Annotated in this window: 17 protein-coding genes; 3 read left to right on the top strand and 14 right to left on the bottom strand. The window is 61.1% G+C overall.

Annotation, left to right across the window (positions count from 1 at the left end):
* Positions 1–30: 30 nt before the first annotated feature.
* The 4 genes from AC1DYF_RS07040 to AC1DYF_RS07025 form a co-directional block, all read right to left on the bottom strand.
* The gene (locus tag AC1DYF_RS07040) at positions 31–828 is read right to left on the bottom strand and encodes an ABC transporter ATP-binding protein (protein ID WP_477875978.1); all 798 of its coding nucleotides are present in this window, start codon (positions 826–828) and stop codon (positions 31–33) included.
* Positions 829–837: 9 nt separating this feature from the next.
* Positions 838–1,638, bottom strand: a complete 801-nt coding sequence (locus AC1DYF_RS07035; RefSeq protein ID WP_477875977.1) for an ABC transporter permease — start codon at positions 1,636–1,638, stop codon at positions 838–840.
* A gap of 70 nt (positions 1,639–1,708) precedes the next feature.
* Entirely contained in the window at positions 1,709–2,692 is a 984-nt protein-coding gene (locus AC1DYF_RS07030; protein WP_477875976.1) for an ABC transporter substrate-binding protein, read from the bottom strand.
* A 214-nt stretch (positions 2,693–2,906) separates the two neighbouring features.
* A complete protein-coding gene (locus AC1DYF_RS07025; RefSeq protein ID WP_477875975.1) occupies positions 2,907–3,851 on the bottom strand; it encodes a LysR family transcriptional regulator in 945 nt (314 codons plus the stop codon).
* A gap of 248 nt (positions 3,852–4,099) precedes the next feature.
* Between AC1DYF_RS07025 and AC1DYF_RS07020 the strand changes: the two genes are divergently transcribed.
* Positions 4,100–5,329 (top strand): flavin-containing monooxygenase, encoded by a 1,230-nt coding sequence (locus tag AC1DYF_RS07020; protein ID WP_477875974.1) that lies wholly within the window; start codon positions 4,100–4,102, stop codon positions 5,327–5,329.
* 81 nt (positions 5,330–5,410) lie between these two features.
* A complete protein-coding gene (locus tag AC1DYF_RS07015) occupies positions 5,411–5,896 on the top strand; it encodes a YchJ family protein (RefSeq protein ID WP_477875973.1) in 486 nt (161 codons plus the stop codon).
* A 10-nt stretch (positions 5,897–5,906) separates the two neighbouring features.
* Here AC1DYF_RS07015 and argE read toward each other — a convergent pair whose 3' ends face one another.
* The 6 genes from argE to AC1DYF_RS06985 form a co-directional block, all read right to left on the bottom strand.
* The gene (gene argE, locus AC1DYF_RS07010; RefSeq protein ID WP_477875972.1) at positions 5,907–7,058 is read right to left on the bottom strand and encodes an acetylornithine deacetylase; all 1,152 of its coding nucleotides are present in this window, start codon (positions 7,056–7,058) and stop codon (positions 5,907–5,909) included.
* Positions 7,059–7,236: 178 nt separating this feature from the next.
* Positions 7,237–8,475 (bottom strand): hypothetical protein, encoded by a 1,239-nt coding sequence (locus AC1DYF_RS07005; RefSeq protein ID WP_477876058.1) that lies wholly within the window; start codon positions 8,473–8,475, stop codon positions 7,237–7,239.
* A 38-nt stretch (positions 8,476–8,513) separates the two neighbouring features.
* Positions 8,514–9,530, bottom strand: coding sequence for a zinc-dependent alcohol dehydrogenase (locus tag AC1DYF_RS07000; protein ID WP_477875971.1), 1,017 nt, complete (start codon positions 9,528–9,530; stop codon positions 8,514–8,516).
* A 9-nt stretch (positions 9,531–9,539) separates the two neighbouring features.
* Positions 9,540–10,856, bottom strand: a complete 1,317-nt coding sequence (gene hisD / locus AC1DYF_RS06995; RefSeq protein ID WP_477875970.1) for a histidinol dehydrogenase — start codon at positions 10,854–10,856, stop codon at positions 9,540–9,542.
* A gap of 21 nt (positions 10,857–10,877) precedes the next feature.
* Complete coding sequence (locus AC1DYF_RS06990) at positions 10,878–11,651, bottom strand: SDR family NAD(P)-dependent oxidoreductase (RefSeq protein WP_477876057.1); 774 nt, start codon at positions 11,649–11,651, stop codon at positions 10,878–10,880.
* Positions 11,652–11,866: 215 nt separating this feature from the next.
* Entirely contained in the window at positions 11,867–12,232 is a 366-nt protein-coding gene (locus AC1DYF_RS06985; RefSeq protein ID WP_477875969.1) for a response regulator, read from the bottom strand.
* A 253-nt stretch (positions 12,233–12,485) separates the two neighbouring features.
* Between AC1DYF_RS06985 and AC1DYF_RS06980 the strand changes: the two genes are divergently transcribed.
* Positions 12,486–12,893 (top strand): hypothetical protein, encoded by a 408-nt coding sequence (locus AC1DYF_RS06980; RefSeq protein WP_477875968.1) that lies wholly within the window; start codon positions 12,486–12,488, stop codon positions 12,891–12,893.
* An 11-nt stretch (positions 12,894–12,904) separates the two neighbouring features.
* Here the strand turns inward: AC1DYF_RS06980 and AC1DYF_RS06975 are convergent, their stop codons facing one another.
* The 4 genes from AC1DYF_RS06975 to miaB are packed head-to-tail and all read right to left on the bottom strand — an operon-like array spanning position 12,905 to position 17,063.
* Complete coding sequence (locus AC1DYF_RS06975; RefSeq protein ID WP_477875967.1) at positions 12,905–14,068, bottom strand: hemolysin family protein; 1,164 nt, start codon at positions 14,066–14,068, stop codon at positions 12,905–12,907.
* A 4-nt stretch (positions 14,069–14,072) separates the two neighbouring features.
* A complete protein-coding gene (ybeY, locus tag AC1DYF_RS06970; protein WP_477875966.1) occupies positions 14,073–14,594 on the bottom strand; it encodes an rRNA maturation RNase YbeY in 522 nt (173 codons plus the stop codon).
* Complete coding sequence (locus AC1DYF_RS06965) at positions 14,594–15,625, bottom strand: PhoH family protein (protein ID WP_477875965.1); 1,032 nt, start codon at positions 15,623–15,625, stop codon at positions 14,594–14,596. The genes ybeY and AC1DYF_RS06965 overlap by 1 nt, the downstream gene beginning before the upstream one ends.
* Before the next feature lie 55 nt (positions 15,626–15,680).
* Positions 15,681–17,063 (bottom strand): tRNA (N6-isopentenyl adenosine(37)-C2)-methylthiotransferase MiaB, encoded by a 1,383-nt coding sequence (gene miaB, locus AC1DYF_RS06960; RefSeq protein ID WP_477875964.1) that lies wholly within the window; start codon positions 17,061–17,063, stop codon positions 15,681–15,683.
* Positions 17,064–17,095: the final 32 nt, after the last annotated feature.

The raw sequence follows: 17,095 nt of genomic DNA, 5'->3' as shown, positions 1-17,095 counted from the left end.
TCTCCACGGATGTCGCCGGGCGGCTGCCCGTCAGTGAACGTCGTCCTCGTCGTTTTTGAGCAGACCGAGGATCTCACGCTTCATGGCGATGAATTCCGGCTCCAGCACCAGGTCAAAGCTGCGCGGCCGGGCGAAATTCACCTTGATCTCCTTCTTGATCAGTCCCGGGCGGCCGGACATGACCAGCACCCGGTCGCCAAGCAGGATGGCTTCCTCGATGTCATGGGTGACGAACAGCACCGTCTTCATCGAATGTTCCCAGACTCTCAGCAAGAGCGTCTGCATCGAATGCCGTGTCTGGCTGTCGAGCGCACCGAACGGCTCGTCCATCAGCAGCACTTCCGGGTCGTTTGCCAGCGCGCGGGCGATCGCTACGCGCTGCTTCATGCCGCCGGAAAGCTGCGACGGATAATGATTGGAGAATTTCGACAGGCCGACCTCGGCGAGATAGTGATCGACGATCTCCCTGCGCTCGCGCGCCGGCAACCCTTTGCGCTTGGGGCCGTATTCGACGTTCTGCGACACGGTCAGCCAGGGAAACAGCGTGTAGGACTGGAACACCATGCCCCGGTCGGCACCCGGTTCGCTGATCGGCCTGGGGCCGACGCGGATCGCGCCGCCGGTGCGGTCTTCGAGCCCGGCAATCAGGTAGAGCAGGCTCGATTTGCCGCAGCCGGAGGGGCCGACGATGACGCAGAATTCGTTCTTCTCGACATGCAGCGACAGTCCGCTCAGCGCGAGCACCGATCCTTTACCGGCGCCGTAGCGCAGTTCGACTTGATCGACGGAGATGTCGGAACTGTTATGATCCAATTTCGTGGCAGCCATCGTCTATTCCTAGTTCGCCCACGGAGCGGCGAGGCGGCGTATAAGCCGGAAAACCTGGTCGGTGGCGACGCCGAGAATGCCGATCGAAGCAACGGCCATGAAGATGACGTCGACCTGGAAGCYGCGCAATGCCTTCATCGAGATATAGCCGAGGCCGGCACTCGCTGCGACCAGTTCCGCCGCGACCACGTAGGTCCAGGCCCAACCCATGGTCACCCTGAGAATGTCGAGGATATTGGGCAGTGTGGCCGGCAGGACAATGTGAAACACCGTATCCTTGCGTCGTGTACCCAGCGTATAGGCCGCGTTGACCAGATCGCGTGGGACCGAGCGTCCCGCATCGGCGAACATCACTACCTGCTGGAAGAATGTGCCGAAGAAGATGACCGCGATCCGTTCCCAGATGCCGATGCCGATCCAGAGAATGAAGAGCGGGATAAGCGACGTGACCGGCAGGTAGCGGATGAAATTCACCAGGGGATCAAGCGTGGCTTGCACCACACGGTATGTTCCCATGAACAGGCCAAGCGGCACAGCGATAATGCTGGATATGACGAACCCGATCATCACGACTTCGATGCTAGCGCTGACATGTTCCCAGAGGGAACCATCCGAAGCCATGGCGAATGTTCTTTCCACCACGATGTCCGGACGTGGCAGGAAGATGCTTGGAACCAAGCCGGAATAGGTCACAAGGAACCAGACGGCGATCACGACGATCCAGATCACGATCGGCAGGCCGATTGTCAGGCCCCGCGGAATCTCTCGAAACGGCGTCGCAATGTCTTTTGAAAACGGTTTTTTACTCACAGGGAGGCGCTCCGTTTGCCCACGGACTGTCGGGGACCGGGACGGCGGACCGTCCCGGTAAACGGAGGTGTCACTTCAGGCCGAGATAGCTCGTATCGACGACGTCGTCATACTTGACGTCCATCTTCAGCTTGGAAAGCGCACCCCAGACTTCCTTGCCAAGCACGACGAGCTTGCCAGATTCGCCGTTGGCGCCGTCCTTGAAGAATTCCTTGTTGCGCGGTTCGCCATAAAAATTCACGCCGGCAGCCGAGGAAGCGAAATCCTTCGGGTCGGTCAGCCAGCCGCCGACGCCCTTGGCCATGATCTTGTAGGCGTCGTCCTGGTTGGTTTTGATATATTCATTGGCCTTGTAGAGGCCATAGACCAGCGCCTCGACATCTTTCGGATTGTTCTTGATATAGTCGCAGCGCAACGACACGACGTCGACGATGATGCCCGGCGTCTTAGAAGAATCCATCAGCACTTTGCCCTTGTTGGCCTTCTTGGCCAGCGTCAGGTGCGGTTCCCAGGTGACGGCGACGGGGATGCGGTCGGCCATGAAGGCCGCGGCGGCATCGTCGGCGGTCATGTTGGTGATCTTGACGTCCTTTTCGGACATGCCGTTCTGCTTCAAGAGGATGTCGAACCAGAACTGCGAGGTGGAGCCTTCGTTGATACCGACTTCCAGGCCCTTGAGATCCTTGAGGGAATTGGCCGTAGACGGGGCCAGCATGCCGTCGCCGCCATGGCTGTCGTCGAGCGCATAGACGGACTTGAAGCAGAATTCCGGCGAGCGGTATTTCAGGATTTCGTCGATCGTGCCGGCATCTCCGTCCATCTGGCCGGCGGCGACCGCGGCTTCCGCGATCGCATTGTCCTCGACGATCTGCAGGTCGATATCGAGGCCCTTTTCCTTGAAGTAGCCGAGATCGCGGGCGAGGAAGAGCGGGCCGTAACCGACCCAGGTGGTCATGCCGAGCTTCATCGTGCCGGCATGCGCGGCCGAGAAGGCGGTGAGAGCGACGCCAGCCGCAAGAGCGAGCTTGGCGAGACGCGAAGCGAGATTGGTCATGTACGTTCCCTCTGTTTTGCCTAAGGCTTGCCGTGTCAAAGCTGGCGTCTGCCCGATCTGCCTCCCAGTCAACATCAGGTCGCCGTCGAACTTCGCCGGATGTCGCAACAAAGCACTAATCCCGGCCGGTCAAAACAAGAATTTTTAGTAATCCTGATTAGGAAATTCCGAAGCATCAGGTCGGCTTGACCCAAGTTCCGCAAAATCGATCAGCTCAACGCTTCTTCTGGCCCATGGCAGGTGCCACCATGCCGGGGATATAGGCCTCCGAGATGAAGGACCGTGCATGGCCGGCAAAAGCCGTCAGCAGCCGTGATTTCTTGATCTGCTTCAACGTCGCAAGCCCGATCGTCATCGGCCGGTGCTCGCCGGAAAGGCGCACGCGCACCACCCGGCGGCCATCCAGTGCGACGTCGGAACGCGGTGTGACATTGGCCAGCGTGTAGCCATAGCCATTGGCGACCATGGTGCGGATCACGTCGGGATGGGCGATGCGGAAGGCGATGTTGGGTTGCAGGCCTTCCTTCATGAAGATTGCCAAAAAGTATTCGGCGCTAAGCGGCAAGTCGAGCAGGATCAGCGGTTCCTTCACCAATTCCTCCAGCGTCACCGCCGAATTGCGCGCCAGCGGATGGCTCTCGCCGACCACGGCATGTACCGGCAGATCCACCAACGGCGTGAATTCGATATCGGTCGGGATCTGCAGGTCATAGGAGATGGCGACATCGATCATTGCCTTGTGCAGACCGGAGAGCAGCGTTTCCTGATGGTCGGCATGCGGGCGGATGGAAGCATTCGGGAAGCCGGATTTGAACGACAGCGCCAGTTCCGGCAGGATCATCGGCGCCAGCGTCGTCAGGCAGCCGACATTGAGCTGGCCGCGCACTTCGTCACTGGCCTCGGATGCCACGGCATAGAGCGATTCCGCCTGCTCGATCAGCCGCTTGGCCTCGATCAGCATGATCCGCCCGGCCGGCGTCAGCGACAGGCCCTGCGCATGGTGGCGGACGAAAAGCTGGACATCCAGCTCCTGTTCGAGCTGCGAGATGGCCGTCGAGATCGACGGCTGCGAAATATTGATGCGCTCCGACGCCTGGGTGATGCTGCCGGTCTCGCCGGCGGCAATGAAATATTCGAGTTGGCGGAGGGTGAAGCGCATGGCGGCCGAATGGTTGGTGGCAAATGACGAGGGTCAGTAGTGAGTCGTCGGCCGTGCGTAGTCAATAGGAAGGCGCCGGACGAAGGCCATCATGCCTTTCGCCACCCCTACCTCGAAATATCCAAAGCAAGACTGAAATAAATCATTATTTCTCGAACCAGCGGTGTCGACTAACAATTTTTTGCCCTGCTGGTCTGCGGTTGGCCCCGCTGCTTTGCGGTTGGATGTCTCAAAAAAGGAGCCGGTGCATGACGGTTGAAAAAGTCGACACGCTCGTGGTCGGTGGCGGCCAGGCAGGGCTGGCGGCCAGCGAACATCTGACCAACAACAAGGTCCCGCATCTGGTGATCGAGCGGCACCGTATTGCCGAACGCTGGCGCAGCGAACGCTGGGATTCGCTGGTGGCGAACGGCCCGGCCTGGCATGATAGATTTCCGACCATGGCCTTTGATGGGCTTGATCCCGACAGCTTTGCCGCGCGTGACCAGATCGTCGACTATTTTGTCGCCTATGCGGAAAAGATGGCTGTGCCGATCCGCTGCGGCGTGGAGGTCACGGCACTTCATGAAATCGGCGACGGTTCGGGTTTTCGCGTTGAAACCAATCAGGGCACCATCGAAGCAAAGAATGTCATAGCGGCCACCGGACCGTTTCAAAAGCCGGTGATCCCAGCGATCTTGCCGGCTGACAGCGGCATCGTCCAGCTGCATTCTTCCGCCTATCGCAATCCCGGGCAATTGCCTGCGGGCGCCTGCCTGGTGATCGGCGCCGGCTCTTCCGGGGTACAGATCGCCGATGAACTGGTGAGGTCAGGTCGGACGGTCTATCTGTCGGTCGGTCCACACAACCGGCCTCCGCGGCGTTATCGCGGGCGTGATTTCGTCTGGTGGCTCGGCGCCCTGGGGCTCTGGGACGTCAAGACCAACGATCCAGCGCTGGAGCATGTGACAATCGCCGTGAGCGGTGCGCATGGYGGGCACACCGTTGATTTCCGCAAGCTCGCCGCCAGCGGGATTACCCTGGTCGGCCGTGCCGAGGCATATCAAGACAGCAAGATGCGTTTTGCCGTGGATCTGGCCAAGAATATCGCCGGAGGGGACGCGGACTATCTCTCGGTCCTGTCTGCCGCCGATGCCTATGCCGCCCGCGAAGGCCTGGATTTGCCGGAAGAGCCTGAGGCCCATGTTATCGGCGCGCTGCCTCAATGCGCCATCGATCCGATCCTGGAGCTCGATCTCGCCAAAGCGGATATTACCTCGATCATCTGGGCGACGGGATACCGGCTCGACTTCAGCTGGCTCAAGCTCGACGCTTTTGATGAGAAAGGCCGGCCTGCGCATCGTAACGGCGTTTCGAAAGTGCCCGGCCTCTACTTCCTCGGTCTGGCCTGGCTGTCGCGGAGGGCATCGCCCTTCATCTGGGGCGCGTGGCACGACGCAAAATACGTTGCCGAGCACATCGCTACCCGCCCCCGCTGACCGGGTGCTATAGGGTATCTTTCTGGACACTGGCGGCCGGCATCTCTAAAAGCGAAATCTCAGCTTGAAGAGGTGCGGTTGATGACCTTGTGTCCCTGCGGATCGGGGAAAGATTTCATGGCGTGCTGCGGCCCTCTGCTGGCCGGCAGGCCTGCACCGACGGCCGAGGCGCTGATGCGATCGCGCTACACCGCCTATGCGCAGGGAAATCTCGACTATATCGAGCGGACCTGCGCCGGCGAGGCAGCCCTTGCCTTCAATCGCGAGGAAGCGGCCAAGTCGATGCCCGGCACCGAGTGGGTCGGGTTGACAATCGAAGCAACGGAGGCCGGCGGCGAGGGCGATGATGCCGGCACGGTGACATTCACGGCGCGCTATCGCCAGAACACTCGCATCTTCACATTGTCGGAAACATCCCAATTCCGCCGGATCATGGGTGCCTGGCGCTATGTCAAAGGCGACGTCGCGGTCCGTGTGCAAAAGCCCGCCATTGCGCAGGTCGGCCGCAACGATCCCTGTCCCTGCGGATCGGGCAAGAAATACAAGAAATGCCACGGCGCAGGCTGAGCGCCTGCATTCATCCGGCCAGCCTGTCCGTCAGCTGCGATAGCATTGTCCGGCAGGCTTCGAGCTGCGGGACGGAAACGAATTCATCCGGCTTATGGCCCTGGTCCATGCTGCCGGGGCCACAGACGATAGCCGTGGTCTGCAGCGCCTCCTGGAACAATCCGCCTTCGGTGCCGAACGCGACCTTGATGCGGTTCGACTGACCGGAAAGCGCAATCGCCTCCTTGGTCACCGCACCCGTCGTATCCGTGCCGAGACCCGGATATTCGTTGAAAATCTCGATCCTGATATCGGCCTCGGGAAACTGGTTGCGCGCCTTGCCGGCGATACGGCCGGCGCGCTCGAAGAATTCGTCGAGGATTTTCTTGGGGTCGTCGCCGGCGATGTTGCGGATTTCAAACAGCATTTCGCAATTGTCCGGTACGATGTTGAGCGCCGTGCCACCCTTGATCACGCCGGCATGCAGTGTCGTATAGGGCACGTCATAGTCCGGATCACGTCGTCCCGTCGCTTCGAGATCGGCCTGCATGGCGCGAATTTCAGTCAGGAAATCCGCAGCGAGATGAATGGCGTTGAGGCCGGTGGGCGCCAGCGCCGAATGGGCGGCGTGGCCACAGCAGATCGCCTTCATCCCGGTCTTGCCCTTGTGGCCGGTCGCCACCGCCATGGAGGTCGGCTCGCCGATCAGCACCCATTCCGGCCGGATGCCTGCGGCTGCCAGTTCCGTCAGCATCGGGCGGACGCCGACGCAGCCGATTTCCTCGTCATAGGACAGCGCCAGATGCAGCGGCCGGGTGAGCGCCCGGCTCTTCGCGGCGACGAAGGCCTCGATGGCGCAGGCGATAAACCCCTTCATGTCGGCGGTGCCACGGCCGAAAAGCCGGTCATCGCGACGGATCATGCGGAACGGATCGCTGGTCCAGGCCTGGCCTTCGACGGGGACGACATCGGTATGACCTGACAGCACCACCCCGCCCGAACCTTCGGGCCCGATCGTGGCAAAGAGCGAGGCGCGGTCGCCACTCTCATGCGGAAAGAGCCGCGACGGGATGCCTTCAGCCGTCAAAAGGTCGGCGACATAGCGGATCAGGTCGATATTGCCGTCGCGGCTGACGGTTGGGAAGGCGATCAGCCGGTCGAGAAGGGTCAGGGCCTGGTCCATGCGCTCTCCAGTTCAGTCCAGCGGCGGAAGTTCAGCGATCTTGCCCGGAACGATACCTCATCGCCCGTCACGGGCGGACCGTCAAGCTCTTCCGCGTAGCGCGGTCCGCGCCCGTCGCGTGCCCGAGTGGGCATCTCATCCATGATCGCTCTCCTTGATGCCGAAAAGCCGAAACAGATCAGGCCGGCGTGATGGAATCGAGGAAATCGCTGACGATGTCGCCGCCATCTTCCGGCTCGCTGCCGACCATGGTGGCGACGGCAAAGGCGATCAGCGACGAGACGGGATCGTGAGCAGCGACGCCGGCGCGCAAATTCATTACCAGCGTCGGGCAGAGGAAAAGCGCCGAGCGAACCACGTCACGCCAATCGGCCGGAAGCATGTCCCTCGTTTTCAATTCGGCCAGCAGAGGCCGCCACAGACACTGCGCCTTCACATCGAGCAGGGCATGGCGGACCGGGCTGAGTGCCCAGTCGGTATCGAGATGAAGCATGCCGGCTTCGTAGCGCGCCTCGCCTTTGAAGCGCATAGCAGCTTCGGTCGGGTCATAGAGCCAGAAGGGATGGGCAAAGATATTGTGGAAGGTCGTCTTCACCTCGGCCAGCAGGCTGGGCATGTGCTCTCCGGCAAAGGCCGGATCGAAATAGCAAAGTGCGGCGTGATCGCCCTCGGCCGAATACCAGACATTGGCATTGTGCGCATCGCCATGCGCCACGACCCCGCCGGCATGGAACAATTGCTCCGGTAGCAGCAGCCTGGCGGCGCGGTCGAAGAGCTCGCCGATCGTGTGTCGATAGCGGATGCCATTGACCACGATGCGGGCATTGGAAAATTCGTTCCAACCCAGTGTCACGCCGGGAAACGCAAATTGCTGTCCGACATAGAAATTCCGATAGCGCCCGCCCGGATAGGCACCCTCCGGCAAATCCACCAGCCGTTCGTAGAACAGCCGATGGACAGGTTCCGCGGCGGCCTGCCGAGGCGTGATCGGGTGCAGCGTGCGGCGATAGACCGCCAGCAGCTTTTCAGAAAGATTGCGTTCTGCCGCGACTGCGAGCGCTTCGGCTTTGTCATCCGGCACAAGGTCGAGCGTCCGGAGCACGTCTGAAAAACGGGGATCGCTGCGACGGCGATAGATCAGGATCTGCTCGCCGGGCAGCGCCGACATATATACCGGTTGATCCACCGGCAGGCCGGCACGGGCGAGGATGTCGGCACGGTAATATTCGCCGGACATCGCCTCCTCACCCTCTTCCTGGTGGAATTTGAAGAAGAAGTGCTGCCCATCGGCCTCGAAAAATCCATTCAGCGAATTGAGGCTGTATTGGTCGTGGTTGATGGCAATCGCGCATGCGTCGAGATCGAAAAGTTCACGCAGAAGGTCCGCCAACAGCAGGACGGCCCTGGCCTCGTCCATGCGGGCCAGCCGTCGGATTTCGGCGGTGCGGCTGGTGCTCATCGATCACCGACGCGGATGATGGTCTTCAGGCCTGTCGCTTCACCCGCGAGAAGTCGGCGATAGGCTTCCGGCACCTCATCGATATCGATTTCGCGGTCGATCAACCGCAGGAGAGCATCGGCGAGATCGGGCAGCATCGCCACCACCTCCGGAAGCTCATCGGCAAAGGCATGGCAGCCGATCAGCGCGATTTCGCGTTCGACCAACAGGTTGGGGTCAAGATCCACATGGCCATGCGTGATGCCGACCAGCGCCAGCGAACCGCTGCCGGCCAGGAGATCGAACACTGTCTTCAGGACAGCGATATTGCCGGTGGCATCGAGGGCATGGCGCAATGCCTTCCCATCGAGTGATGCCGCAATCGCGTCCGGCTCCAGGTCAACGGCAGCAGCGCCGGTGACGTCCGCGACGCGCCTGGCGCGCGCCGCGTTTCGATCGGCGACCAGCAAAGGACCATCATGCAGTCGTGAAAGAAGCAAGGCTGCAAGACCGCCGATCGGCCCGCAACCGACAATCAGGACCGGCTCACCGGATGGCACGGCTTGTCTACGCACGGCATGCAACGCCACGGCCAGGGGTTCGGCCATGGCTGCGACACGCGGATCCAGCGCAGGATCATGCCTGACCATCAGCCGCGCCGGCAATGCCGTCTCCTCGGCAAAGCCGCCATCGCAGACCTCGCCGACGAAACCGAGATGCAGGCAGACATTGCGCCTCCCGCTCAGGCAAGCCGGGCATTCGCCGCACCAGACGCGGCTGTCGGCCACGACGGTATCGCCGACCGCAAAGTCGGAGACATCCGGTGCGACTTCGGTGACGATGCCGGCAAACTCGTGGCCTGCGACCGAGGGCGAGCGGCTGATCCACTGGCCGGTGCGGAAATTGTGCAGGTCGGAGCCACAGATGCCGGCAGCGGTGACGGCGATACGCAGACAGCCGGGCGCGAGCGCACTGGGCGGATCGATGGTTTCGACCCTGAGATCGCCTGCCGCATAGAGCCGTGCCGCCTTCATCCAAATCCCTCAGAGATATTTCTTGCGGACATCGGAAACCGCGTGTTCATGTGAGGAAAAGCCTTCATAGCGCGCCAAAGTCCAGGCATGCTTGGCGAATTCCGGATAGGCCGAAGCGGTGACATAGCCGACGGACGAGCGCTTGACGAAATCGGTGACCGAAAGCGGCCCGTAGGTCCGCGCCCAGCGGCTGGTCGGCAGAACGCAATTCGGACCCAGTCCGAAATTGCCGATCGACACCGGCGTATACGGCCCCATCAGGACCTCCGCCGCCTCGGTGATATGGGCGAGATGGGCGAAGGGATCGGTGGACAGGATTTCCAGATGTTCGGGCGCATAATCATTGACGAAGCGATAGCTTTCTTCGACCGACGGCGTCAGGATCACGCCGCCGCATTTGCCGGTCAGCACCGCAGTCGAAAAGGCGACACGCTGCTCCGTCATCCGGCCCCAATGCTCCGGCAAAGCCGCCAGTGCCTCTTCCACAACGCGGCGGCTATGGGTGACCAGATAGGCCGACGAATCCGGCCCGTGCTCCGCCTCGATCAGCAGGTCCAGCGCCGCAAGCCCGCCCTTGACCGTATCGTCGGCAAAGATGATCGCTTCCGACGGGCCGGCGGGCAAGCCGGGATCGATGACGCCCGAAAGCAGCCGCTTGGCGGCAACCACCCACGGGCTGCCCGGGCCAACGATCTTCATCGCCGGCTTGATCGTCTCGGTGCCATAGGCGACGGCGGCGACAGCCTGTGCACCGCCGACCTTATAGACCGTCTCGACGCCCGCAAGCCTTGCTGCGACCAGCGTCGCGGCATCGACGGAACCGTCCGGCACCGGCGGCGTCACGATCGCCAGTTCCGGCACGCCGGCGACGACTGCCGGCACCGCCGTCATCATCGTCACCGACGGGAAGGCGCCCTTGCCGCGCGGGATATAGAGCGCCACCGATTTGATCGGCGTGAAGCGGTCGCCGGCATAGGCGCCGGGCCGCATTTCTTTGAGCCACATCGGCTCCGGTCTCTGTTCCTCGTGGAAGCGGCGGATATTGTCGATGCCGAAGCGGATGGCTTCGATCACCTCCGGGTCGACCTTGTCAAATGCTGCATCGAATTCCGCTTCGCTTGCCCTCAGGCTGCCGATATTGACATCGGCTTTGTCGAGATCGCGTGCGAAACGCACCAGCGCTGCGTCGCCCTCCGTCCGCACCGCCTCGATGATCGGCTTCACCTTGTCGATGAAACCGGAAAGGTCGGTTTCAGAGCGTTTCAGCAAGTCAGCGCGGCCGGCTTCGTCGAGCGTGGAGAGATCATGGAAGGAGACGTCGGACATCGGAATTTCCTTGGGACTGGGTCAGATCGAGGCGAGATAGCCGCCGTCGATGGGGATACAGGTGCCGGTAACATAGGCTGAGGCGTCGCTGGCGAGGAAGACGACGGCGCCTGCGACATCCTCCATCGCCCCGAAGCGGCGTTGCGGAATTTTCGCCAGCATCGCCTGCTGCCAGACGTCGTCCTTGTAGAACACATCGGTCATCGCCGTGCGGAAATAGCCGGGCGCGATGGCGTTGACGCGGATGCCGAGGCCGGCCCATTCGGCGGCCAGCGCATGCGTCATGCCCATCAGGCCGGATTTGGAGGAGCCATAGGGCACGGCGGTCGGCACGCCGACATAGGAGGTGAGCGAGCAGAGATTGACGATTGCGCCGCCCTTGCCGAGGTCGCGCATGCAGCGCGCAGCGGCCTGGGCAGCGAAGAAGGCGCCCTTGAGATTGGTATCGACGATCTTGTCCCAGAGCAGCTCGTCGACATCGAGCGACGGCCGCACATCCTCATGGCCGGCATTGTTGACGAGAATATCGAGCCCGCCCAGTGCATCGGCCGCTTCGGCAATCACGCTGCCGCAGGCTTCGACATCGCGCACATCGAGCTCAAACGTATGAATGGAGCGACCGAGCGCTTTTATCCGGCGGGCGGTCTCCCTTAGAGACTCGACGTCGCGCGCGGTGATCGCAACATCGGCCCCGGCGCCCGCCAATGCTTCGGCAATCGCCTGCCCCAGGCCGCGGCTGGCACCGGTAACGATCGCCTTGCGGCCGGAAAGATCGAAAAGTGCAGGAATATTCAACAATCCAGGCCTCTCGCATTCTCATCGAGCGCATACGATCACCTCCGGCAGGACGTGTCCATATGGAATTGGCGATACCGAACGTCGGATTTTCCAAGGCCGGGAATTCCTAGCCCAGTGAGTACCCTCTTTGCCCCCCTCAACGGCTCGGCATTGGAGGCCTCGCATCCATGCCCTCCAGCCAGCGCAGCCTTGATCCGCGCCAGCCAGCGCCGCTATTCGCCCCGGAAAAGCGCTCGGGCAATGACGGTTATTTCGGCCGGCTTGCCGACAAGCGCGTCGCGAAAGCGCGGCGGCAGTTCGGAAGGGTTGATATTGGACACGAATACATAGGGAATGGCGCGCCGGGAGAGGTCGTTGACGATCGATATCGACGTCTCTTCATTGAGCTTGATATCCAAAAGCGCTGCGTCGACCTGGCGCGATTGCAGCAGCGACAATGCGCGTGCCACGGTCGGCACCGGGCCAACGACGATGGCGCCGGCATTTTCGAGGTCGAGGCACATGGTTTCAGCGATCAGGAACTCATCCTCGACGACCAGAACATGCTTGCCTTTGAGTTGGTCCAAAGCGGTCGTCATTCACGATTTCCTGTTTTCGCGTCTCAAGATCAGCCGCGGACGTGGAGATAAACACTGAGGCTGATCAATAAGTCCAGTAAATTGTTTTATTGCCTTGCCGTGACTTGCATCTGTGTCATCGCGGGCGGCAGACTAGCGGTTTGTTAAGCCTGAAACACGGCAATCAACTTGACATGTTTCAAAAACGCATCGCGTCAATTCATTTTTAGCCTTCTCTTCCTACCATGGTTTGCGTGAATTTGGAGGGACAACCATGGAACCCGGAACCTCACCCAAGCCGAACTATCTGAGCAAGGAAGAGTCCTTCATGTACGACCGCGAAAAGCGGTTTGCCATGGAAGAGACGATGAATGCGGCGCGCATCGAATATACTGAAAATGCGGTGAAGAATCTTGCAGCCCGCCGCTGCGACCTGATCGCCATTTCGAAGAGCGGCGCCATCCTTGCCATCAACACCAAGTTCAGCCTGCCGAAGCAGTTCTATCTCGACGTCCCCGATGCCAAGGTCAACCGCGTCGGCTGCACGCTGATGCGCGTCAACGCCAATAATACGATCGAGGTGCGCTTCCTCAGCATGATGCCGGACCGCGACCTCGACCGGATTTTTGTTTATTCGACGCATCCGAAGCATCGCAATCGCGTGCTGGATATTCGCGCCTGAGGCTCCAGGGCTCAGATATCCGAGCCCTTCTCTGAAGCCGGCACAGTTGCGGCTTCCGCTTCCGCGCCGATTTCGCTCTCACCCTCTTCCTTCGGCGTACGGCGGCGGACCGGCGTGCGCTTGCGGGTGATCCTCACCTTCTTGAGCCGGCGCGGATCTGCATCGAGCACGTGGAATTCGAAGCCGGGCACGGCCTGGACCACTTCCCCGCGCGCCGGGATGCGGCCAAGCTCGGCGAAGATCAGTCCGCCCAGCGTGTCGACTTCGTTCATCTGCCCGGAAACATCGAAATCCGGGCCGATCGCCTTGGCGATCTCCTCAAGCTCGACGCGCGCATCGGCGACCCAGATGTCGTCGGACTGACGCGTGAACATCGCTTCTTCGTCGTCATGCTCGTCCTCGATGTCGCCGACCAGCATTTCGACGATGTCTTCGAGAGAAGCGAGGCCATCGGTGCCGCCATATTCGTCGATCACCAGCGCCATCTGCGTCCGTTCCGCCTGCATCTTGGCCATCAGTTCGGAGGCGAGCATGGAGGGCGGCACGAACAGCACCGGGCGGATAATGCCGGCTTCGGCAATCGTCACATCCGGATTGACACGCGAGAGGTCGAAGGGTTTTGATTTGCTCGCCTTCGGCGCCGGCAGGGGCACGGTGCCATCGGTGACGGTCGCAGGCGCCGCGGCCTTTGGTGCGGAACGGCGGCGGTTGCGGCCTTCCTTGATCATATAGCCCATCAGGTCGCGGATATGCACCATGCCCTTGGGATCGTCGAGCGTTTCGGCATAGACGGGCATGCGCGAGCGGCCGGTCTCGTTGAACATCAGCGCCAGTTCGCCGATGGTCGTATCCTGGTCAATCGCCTCGATCTCGGCGCGCGGCACCATCACATCCTCGACGCGCACTTCGCGGAAACGCAGGAGATTGCCGAGCAGCGCCCGTTCGATCGGAGAAAAATCGCTGCCCGCGCTTTCCTCGGTGGCGAGCACATCGGCAAGGTCTTCCCGCAAGGTCGAGGCGGAATGGGGACGCAGCAGCCGCGACACCTTTGCCCAGATCGACGATCTGGGCCCGGTGGTACTGTCGCCTTTGGTAGACGTGCTGCCGTCGTCGGCGCCGTTATGGGCCGGAGAATGATGTGCCGTCTCGCTCGGCCGTGTGGAAAAGTCGCTCATCGCCTCAAACTGTTATCTGGTCATCGTCCCCGTAGGGATCGTCGAGGCCGAGTTCCGCCAGTATGCGGATTTCCAAGCCTTCCATGACCGCTGCTTCCTCGTCGTCCATATGGTCGTAACCAAACAGGTGCAGGAAGCCATGCACCAGAAGATGTGTCAGATGATCGTCAAACGGCTTGCCGAGGTCAAGGGCTTCGCGTCGTAAAGTTTCCTCGGCAAGGATGATGTCACCCAGCATCGGACCCGGCTTGCCGCCGGGCTCCAGCGGAAAAGCCGGGAAAGACAGCACATTCGTCGGCTTGTCCTGTCCCCGCCATTCCGCGTTGATCGCCTTTATATCCTCGTCGCTGGTGAAGACCAGCGAAATTTCAACCGGCATCTTGGGAAAAGGCTGCTTGACTTCGTCGGCGAGGAAGTCGGCGGCCCTTTCCAGCACACGCGCAGAGAAAGATTGCAACTCGTCTTCCGACGGCCATTTGCCCGCCTCGACGGCGAGCTGGAGATCCAGTCTGGACGTCTCAGACATCAGGATTCGTAGCCACCATTGCCGAGTGCACCCTCGGCATCATAGGCGCGAACGATCTTGGCGACCAACGGATGACGCACAACGTCGGCATCCTTGAAGCGAACGACGGAAATGCCCTCGACGCCATTGAGGATCTGCAGCGCCTCGACCAGGCCGGATTTCACACCGCGCGGCAAATCGACCTGGCTCGGGTCGCCGGTGACGATCATCCGCGCATTCTCGCCGAGACGCGTCAGGAACATCTTCATCTGCATCGACGTGGTGTTCTGTGCTTCATCAAGGATGATGGCGGCGTTGGCAAGCGTGCGGCCGCGCATGAAAGCCAGCGGTGCGATCTCGATGACGCCTGCGGTGATGGCGCGTTCGACCTTGTCGCCCGGCATCATGTCATAAAGCGCGTCATAGAGCGGACGCAGATAGGGATCGACCTTTTCCTTCATGTCGCCGGGCAGGAAGCCCAGCCGCTCGCCGGCCTCGACCGCCGGCCGCGACAGCACGATGCGGTCGACGGCGCCACGTTCGAGAAGCTGTGCGGCATGCGCGACAGCGAGATAGGTCTTGCCGGTACCGGCCGGGCCAACGCCGAAGACCAGTTCGGAACGCTCCAGCGCCCGCATATAGACGTCCTGGTTCGGCGTCCGCGCCACGATCGTCTTCTTGCGGGTGGAAATCTGGCTCATCGTGAGCTTTGCCTTTTTCTCCAGCGCCGGGAAGACGAGCTGGTCGTCGGTCGCCTGCGCCATACGGATCGCACCTTCGACATCGGACGGCTCGATCGTGCCGCCCTTCTGTAGCCGGTCATAGAGATGGTCGAGGGTCTTCCGAGCCATGTTGATGGCATTGAGCTCGCCGGTCAGCGACACCGTATTGCCGCGCGGCCGCGCATCCACGCTGAGCCGTTCGGCTATGAGCTTGAGGTTTTGATCGTACTGGCCGAACAGCTCGCTGGCGAGACGGTTGTTATCGAAGGTCAGAACGAAGTGATTGGCGTCTGCCGGAGTCCGGATTGGCTGGCGCTCGGTAGAAGACATCAATTCGGGTCTGCTCAAACCGTCTTGCTCCTTTCAATAGGCCATCCATAGGTGTTCATGCGATCTCCGCGTGCAAACTGTTGGATCCGGCCTTCGTGATTCGTGCCATGATTATGGCACCAATTCTTGTATCTTTTGCATCAATTATCACAGGAAGCAGCCATGGGCTACGGCCAACCATCTGATTGTCGAATCGGCCGGGTTTTTCAACAAGCACTTCGACCGTCTGGCCGACCAGTGACTGCTGGAAGGCTGTCTGTTGTGCCATCAGCAGCGCCTGCAGCCGTTCGAGCCGCTCGGATTTGACCTGTTCCGGCACATGGTCTTTCATCTCGGCGCCAGGCGTACCGGGACGGGCCGAATATTTGAACGAGAAGGCGGAGGCATAGCCGATCGTCTCGACCAGCTTCAACGTATCCTCGAAATCCGCATCGGTCTCGCCGGGGAAACCGACGATGAAATCACCCGACAGCGCGATATCCGGCCGCACAGCACGGATTTTGTCGATCAGCGCGATGTATTCGGCCGCCGTATGACGACGGTTCATTGCCTTGAGGATACGATCCGAGCCGGATTGCACTGGCAGATGCAGATAGGGCATCAGCTTTCTGAGGTCGCGATGCGCATTGATGAGCCGCTCATCCATGTCGCGCGGATGGCTGGTCGTGTAGCGCAACCGCTCGATGCCGGGCATATCAGCCAGGTGATAAAGCAGGTCGCCCAGGCCCCAGGCCTCGCCCTTCGGCCCGTGGCCATGCCAGGCATTGACATTCTGGCCGAGCAGCGTCACCTCGCGCACGCCGGCATCGACAAGCTTCTTGGCTTCCTCGACCAACTGCGTCAGTGGCCGAGACACTTCCGAGCCACGTGTATAGGGCACGACACAAAAAGTGCAGAATTTGTCGCAGCCTTCCTGCACCGTCAGGAAAGCCGAAACGCCGCGAGCAAGCGTCTTCTCGCGATTGATCTGCGGCAGGTATTCGAACTTGTCCTCGACGGCATAGTCCGTCTCGATCACCCGTTCGCCGTTGCGAGCCCGTGCGATCGCATCCGGCAGGCGATGATAGGTGGTCGGACCAATGATGACGTCGACGACCGGCGCACGCCTTGCGATCTCGGCACCCTCGGCCTGGGCGACGCAGCCGGCGACACCGACCATCATTTCTTTGCCCTGCAACGCCCGCTCTTCCTTGAGCTTGCGCAATCGGCCGAGCTGGGAATAAACCTTTTCCGCCGCCTTCTCGCGGATGTGGCAGGTGTTGATCAGCACCAGATCGGCGTCCTCGACCGTGTCGGTCGGTTGATAGCCGCTCTCCGACAGCGCATCGGTCATGCGCTGGCTGTCATAGACATTCATCTGGCAGCCATAAGTCTTGACGAACACCTTCTTGGTATTCGCCCGCGTCTGGCTGATGTTTTCTGCAACGATCTGGTCCATTGCGGCTCTTTAGATCATGTAGGCCGGCAAAT

The sequence above is a fragment of the Rhizobium sp. P2_G9 genome (assembly GCF_056403475.1).
The sequence above is the reverse complement of the archived record's forward strand: the minus strand, read 5'-3'. Positions and strand labels throughout refer to the sequence as shown.

Excerpts from the sequence above, each read along its gene's own strand:
- AC1DYF_RS07040 (WP_477875978.1), bottom strand. The coding sequence starts at position 828 with ATGGCTGCCACGAAATTGGATCATAACAGTTCCGACATCTCCGTCGAT.
- AC1DYF_RS07030 (WP_477875976.1), bottom strand. The coding sequence starts at position 2,692 with ATGACCAATCTCGCTTCGCGTCTCGCCAAGCTCGCTCTTGCGGCTGGC.
- AC1DYF_RS07025 (WP_477875975.1), bottom strand. The coding sequence starts at position 3,851 with ATGCGCTTCACCCTCCGCCAACTCGAATATTTCATTGCCGCCGGCGAG.
- AC1DYF_RS07015 (WP_477875973.1), top strand. The coding sequence starts at position 5,411 with ATGACCTTGTGTCCCTGCGGATCGGGGAAAGATTTCATGGCGTGCTGC.
- argE (WP_477875972.1), bottom strand. The coding sequence starts at position 7,058 with ATGGACCAGGCCCTGACCCTTCTCGACCGGCTGATCGCCTTCCCAACC.
- AC1DYF_RS07005 (WP_477876058.1), bottom strand. The coding sequence starts at position 8,475 with ATGGACGAGGCCAGGGCCGTCCTGCTGTTGGCGGACCTTCTGCGTGAA.
- AC1DYF_RS07000 (WP_477875971.1), bottom strand. The coding sequence starts at position 9,530 with ATGAAGGCGGCACGGCTCTATGCGGCAGGCGATCTCAGGGTCGAAACC.
- hisD (WP_477875970.1), bottom strand. The coding sequence starts at position 10,856 with ATGTCCGACGTCTCCTTCCATGATCTCTCCACGCTCGACGAAGCCGGC.
- AC1DYF_RS06985 (WP_477875969.1), bottom strand. The coding sequence starts at position 12,232 with ATGACGACCGCTTTGGACCAACTCAAAGGCAAGCATGTTCTGGTCGTC.
- AC1DYF_RS06980 (WP_477875968.1), top strand. The coding sequence starts at position 12,486 with ATGGAACCCGGAACCTCACCCAAGCCGAACTATCTGAGCAAGGAAGAG.
- AC1DYF_RS06975 (WP_477875967.1), bottom strand. The coding sequence starts at position 14,068 with ATGAGCGACTTTTCCACACGGCCGAGCGAGACGGCACATCATTCTCCG.
- ybeY (WP_477875966.1), bottom strand. The coding sequence starts at position 14,594 with ATGTCTGAGACGTCCAGACTGGATCTCCAGCTCGCCGTCGAGGCGGGC.
- AC1DYF_RS06965 (WP_477875965.1), bottom strand. The coding sequence starts at position 15,625 with ATGTCTTCTACCGAGCGCCAGCCAATCCGGACTCCGGCAGACGCCAAT.
- miaB (WP_477875964.1), bottom strand. The coding sequence starts at position 17,063 with ATGGACCAGATCGTTGCAGAAAACATCAGCCAGACGCGGGCGAATACC.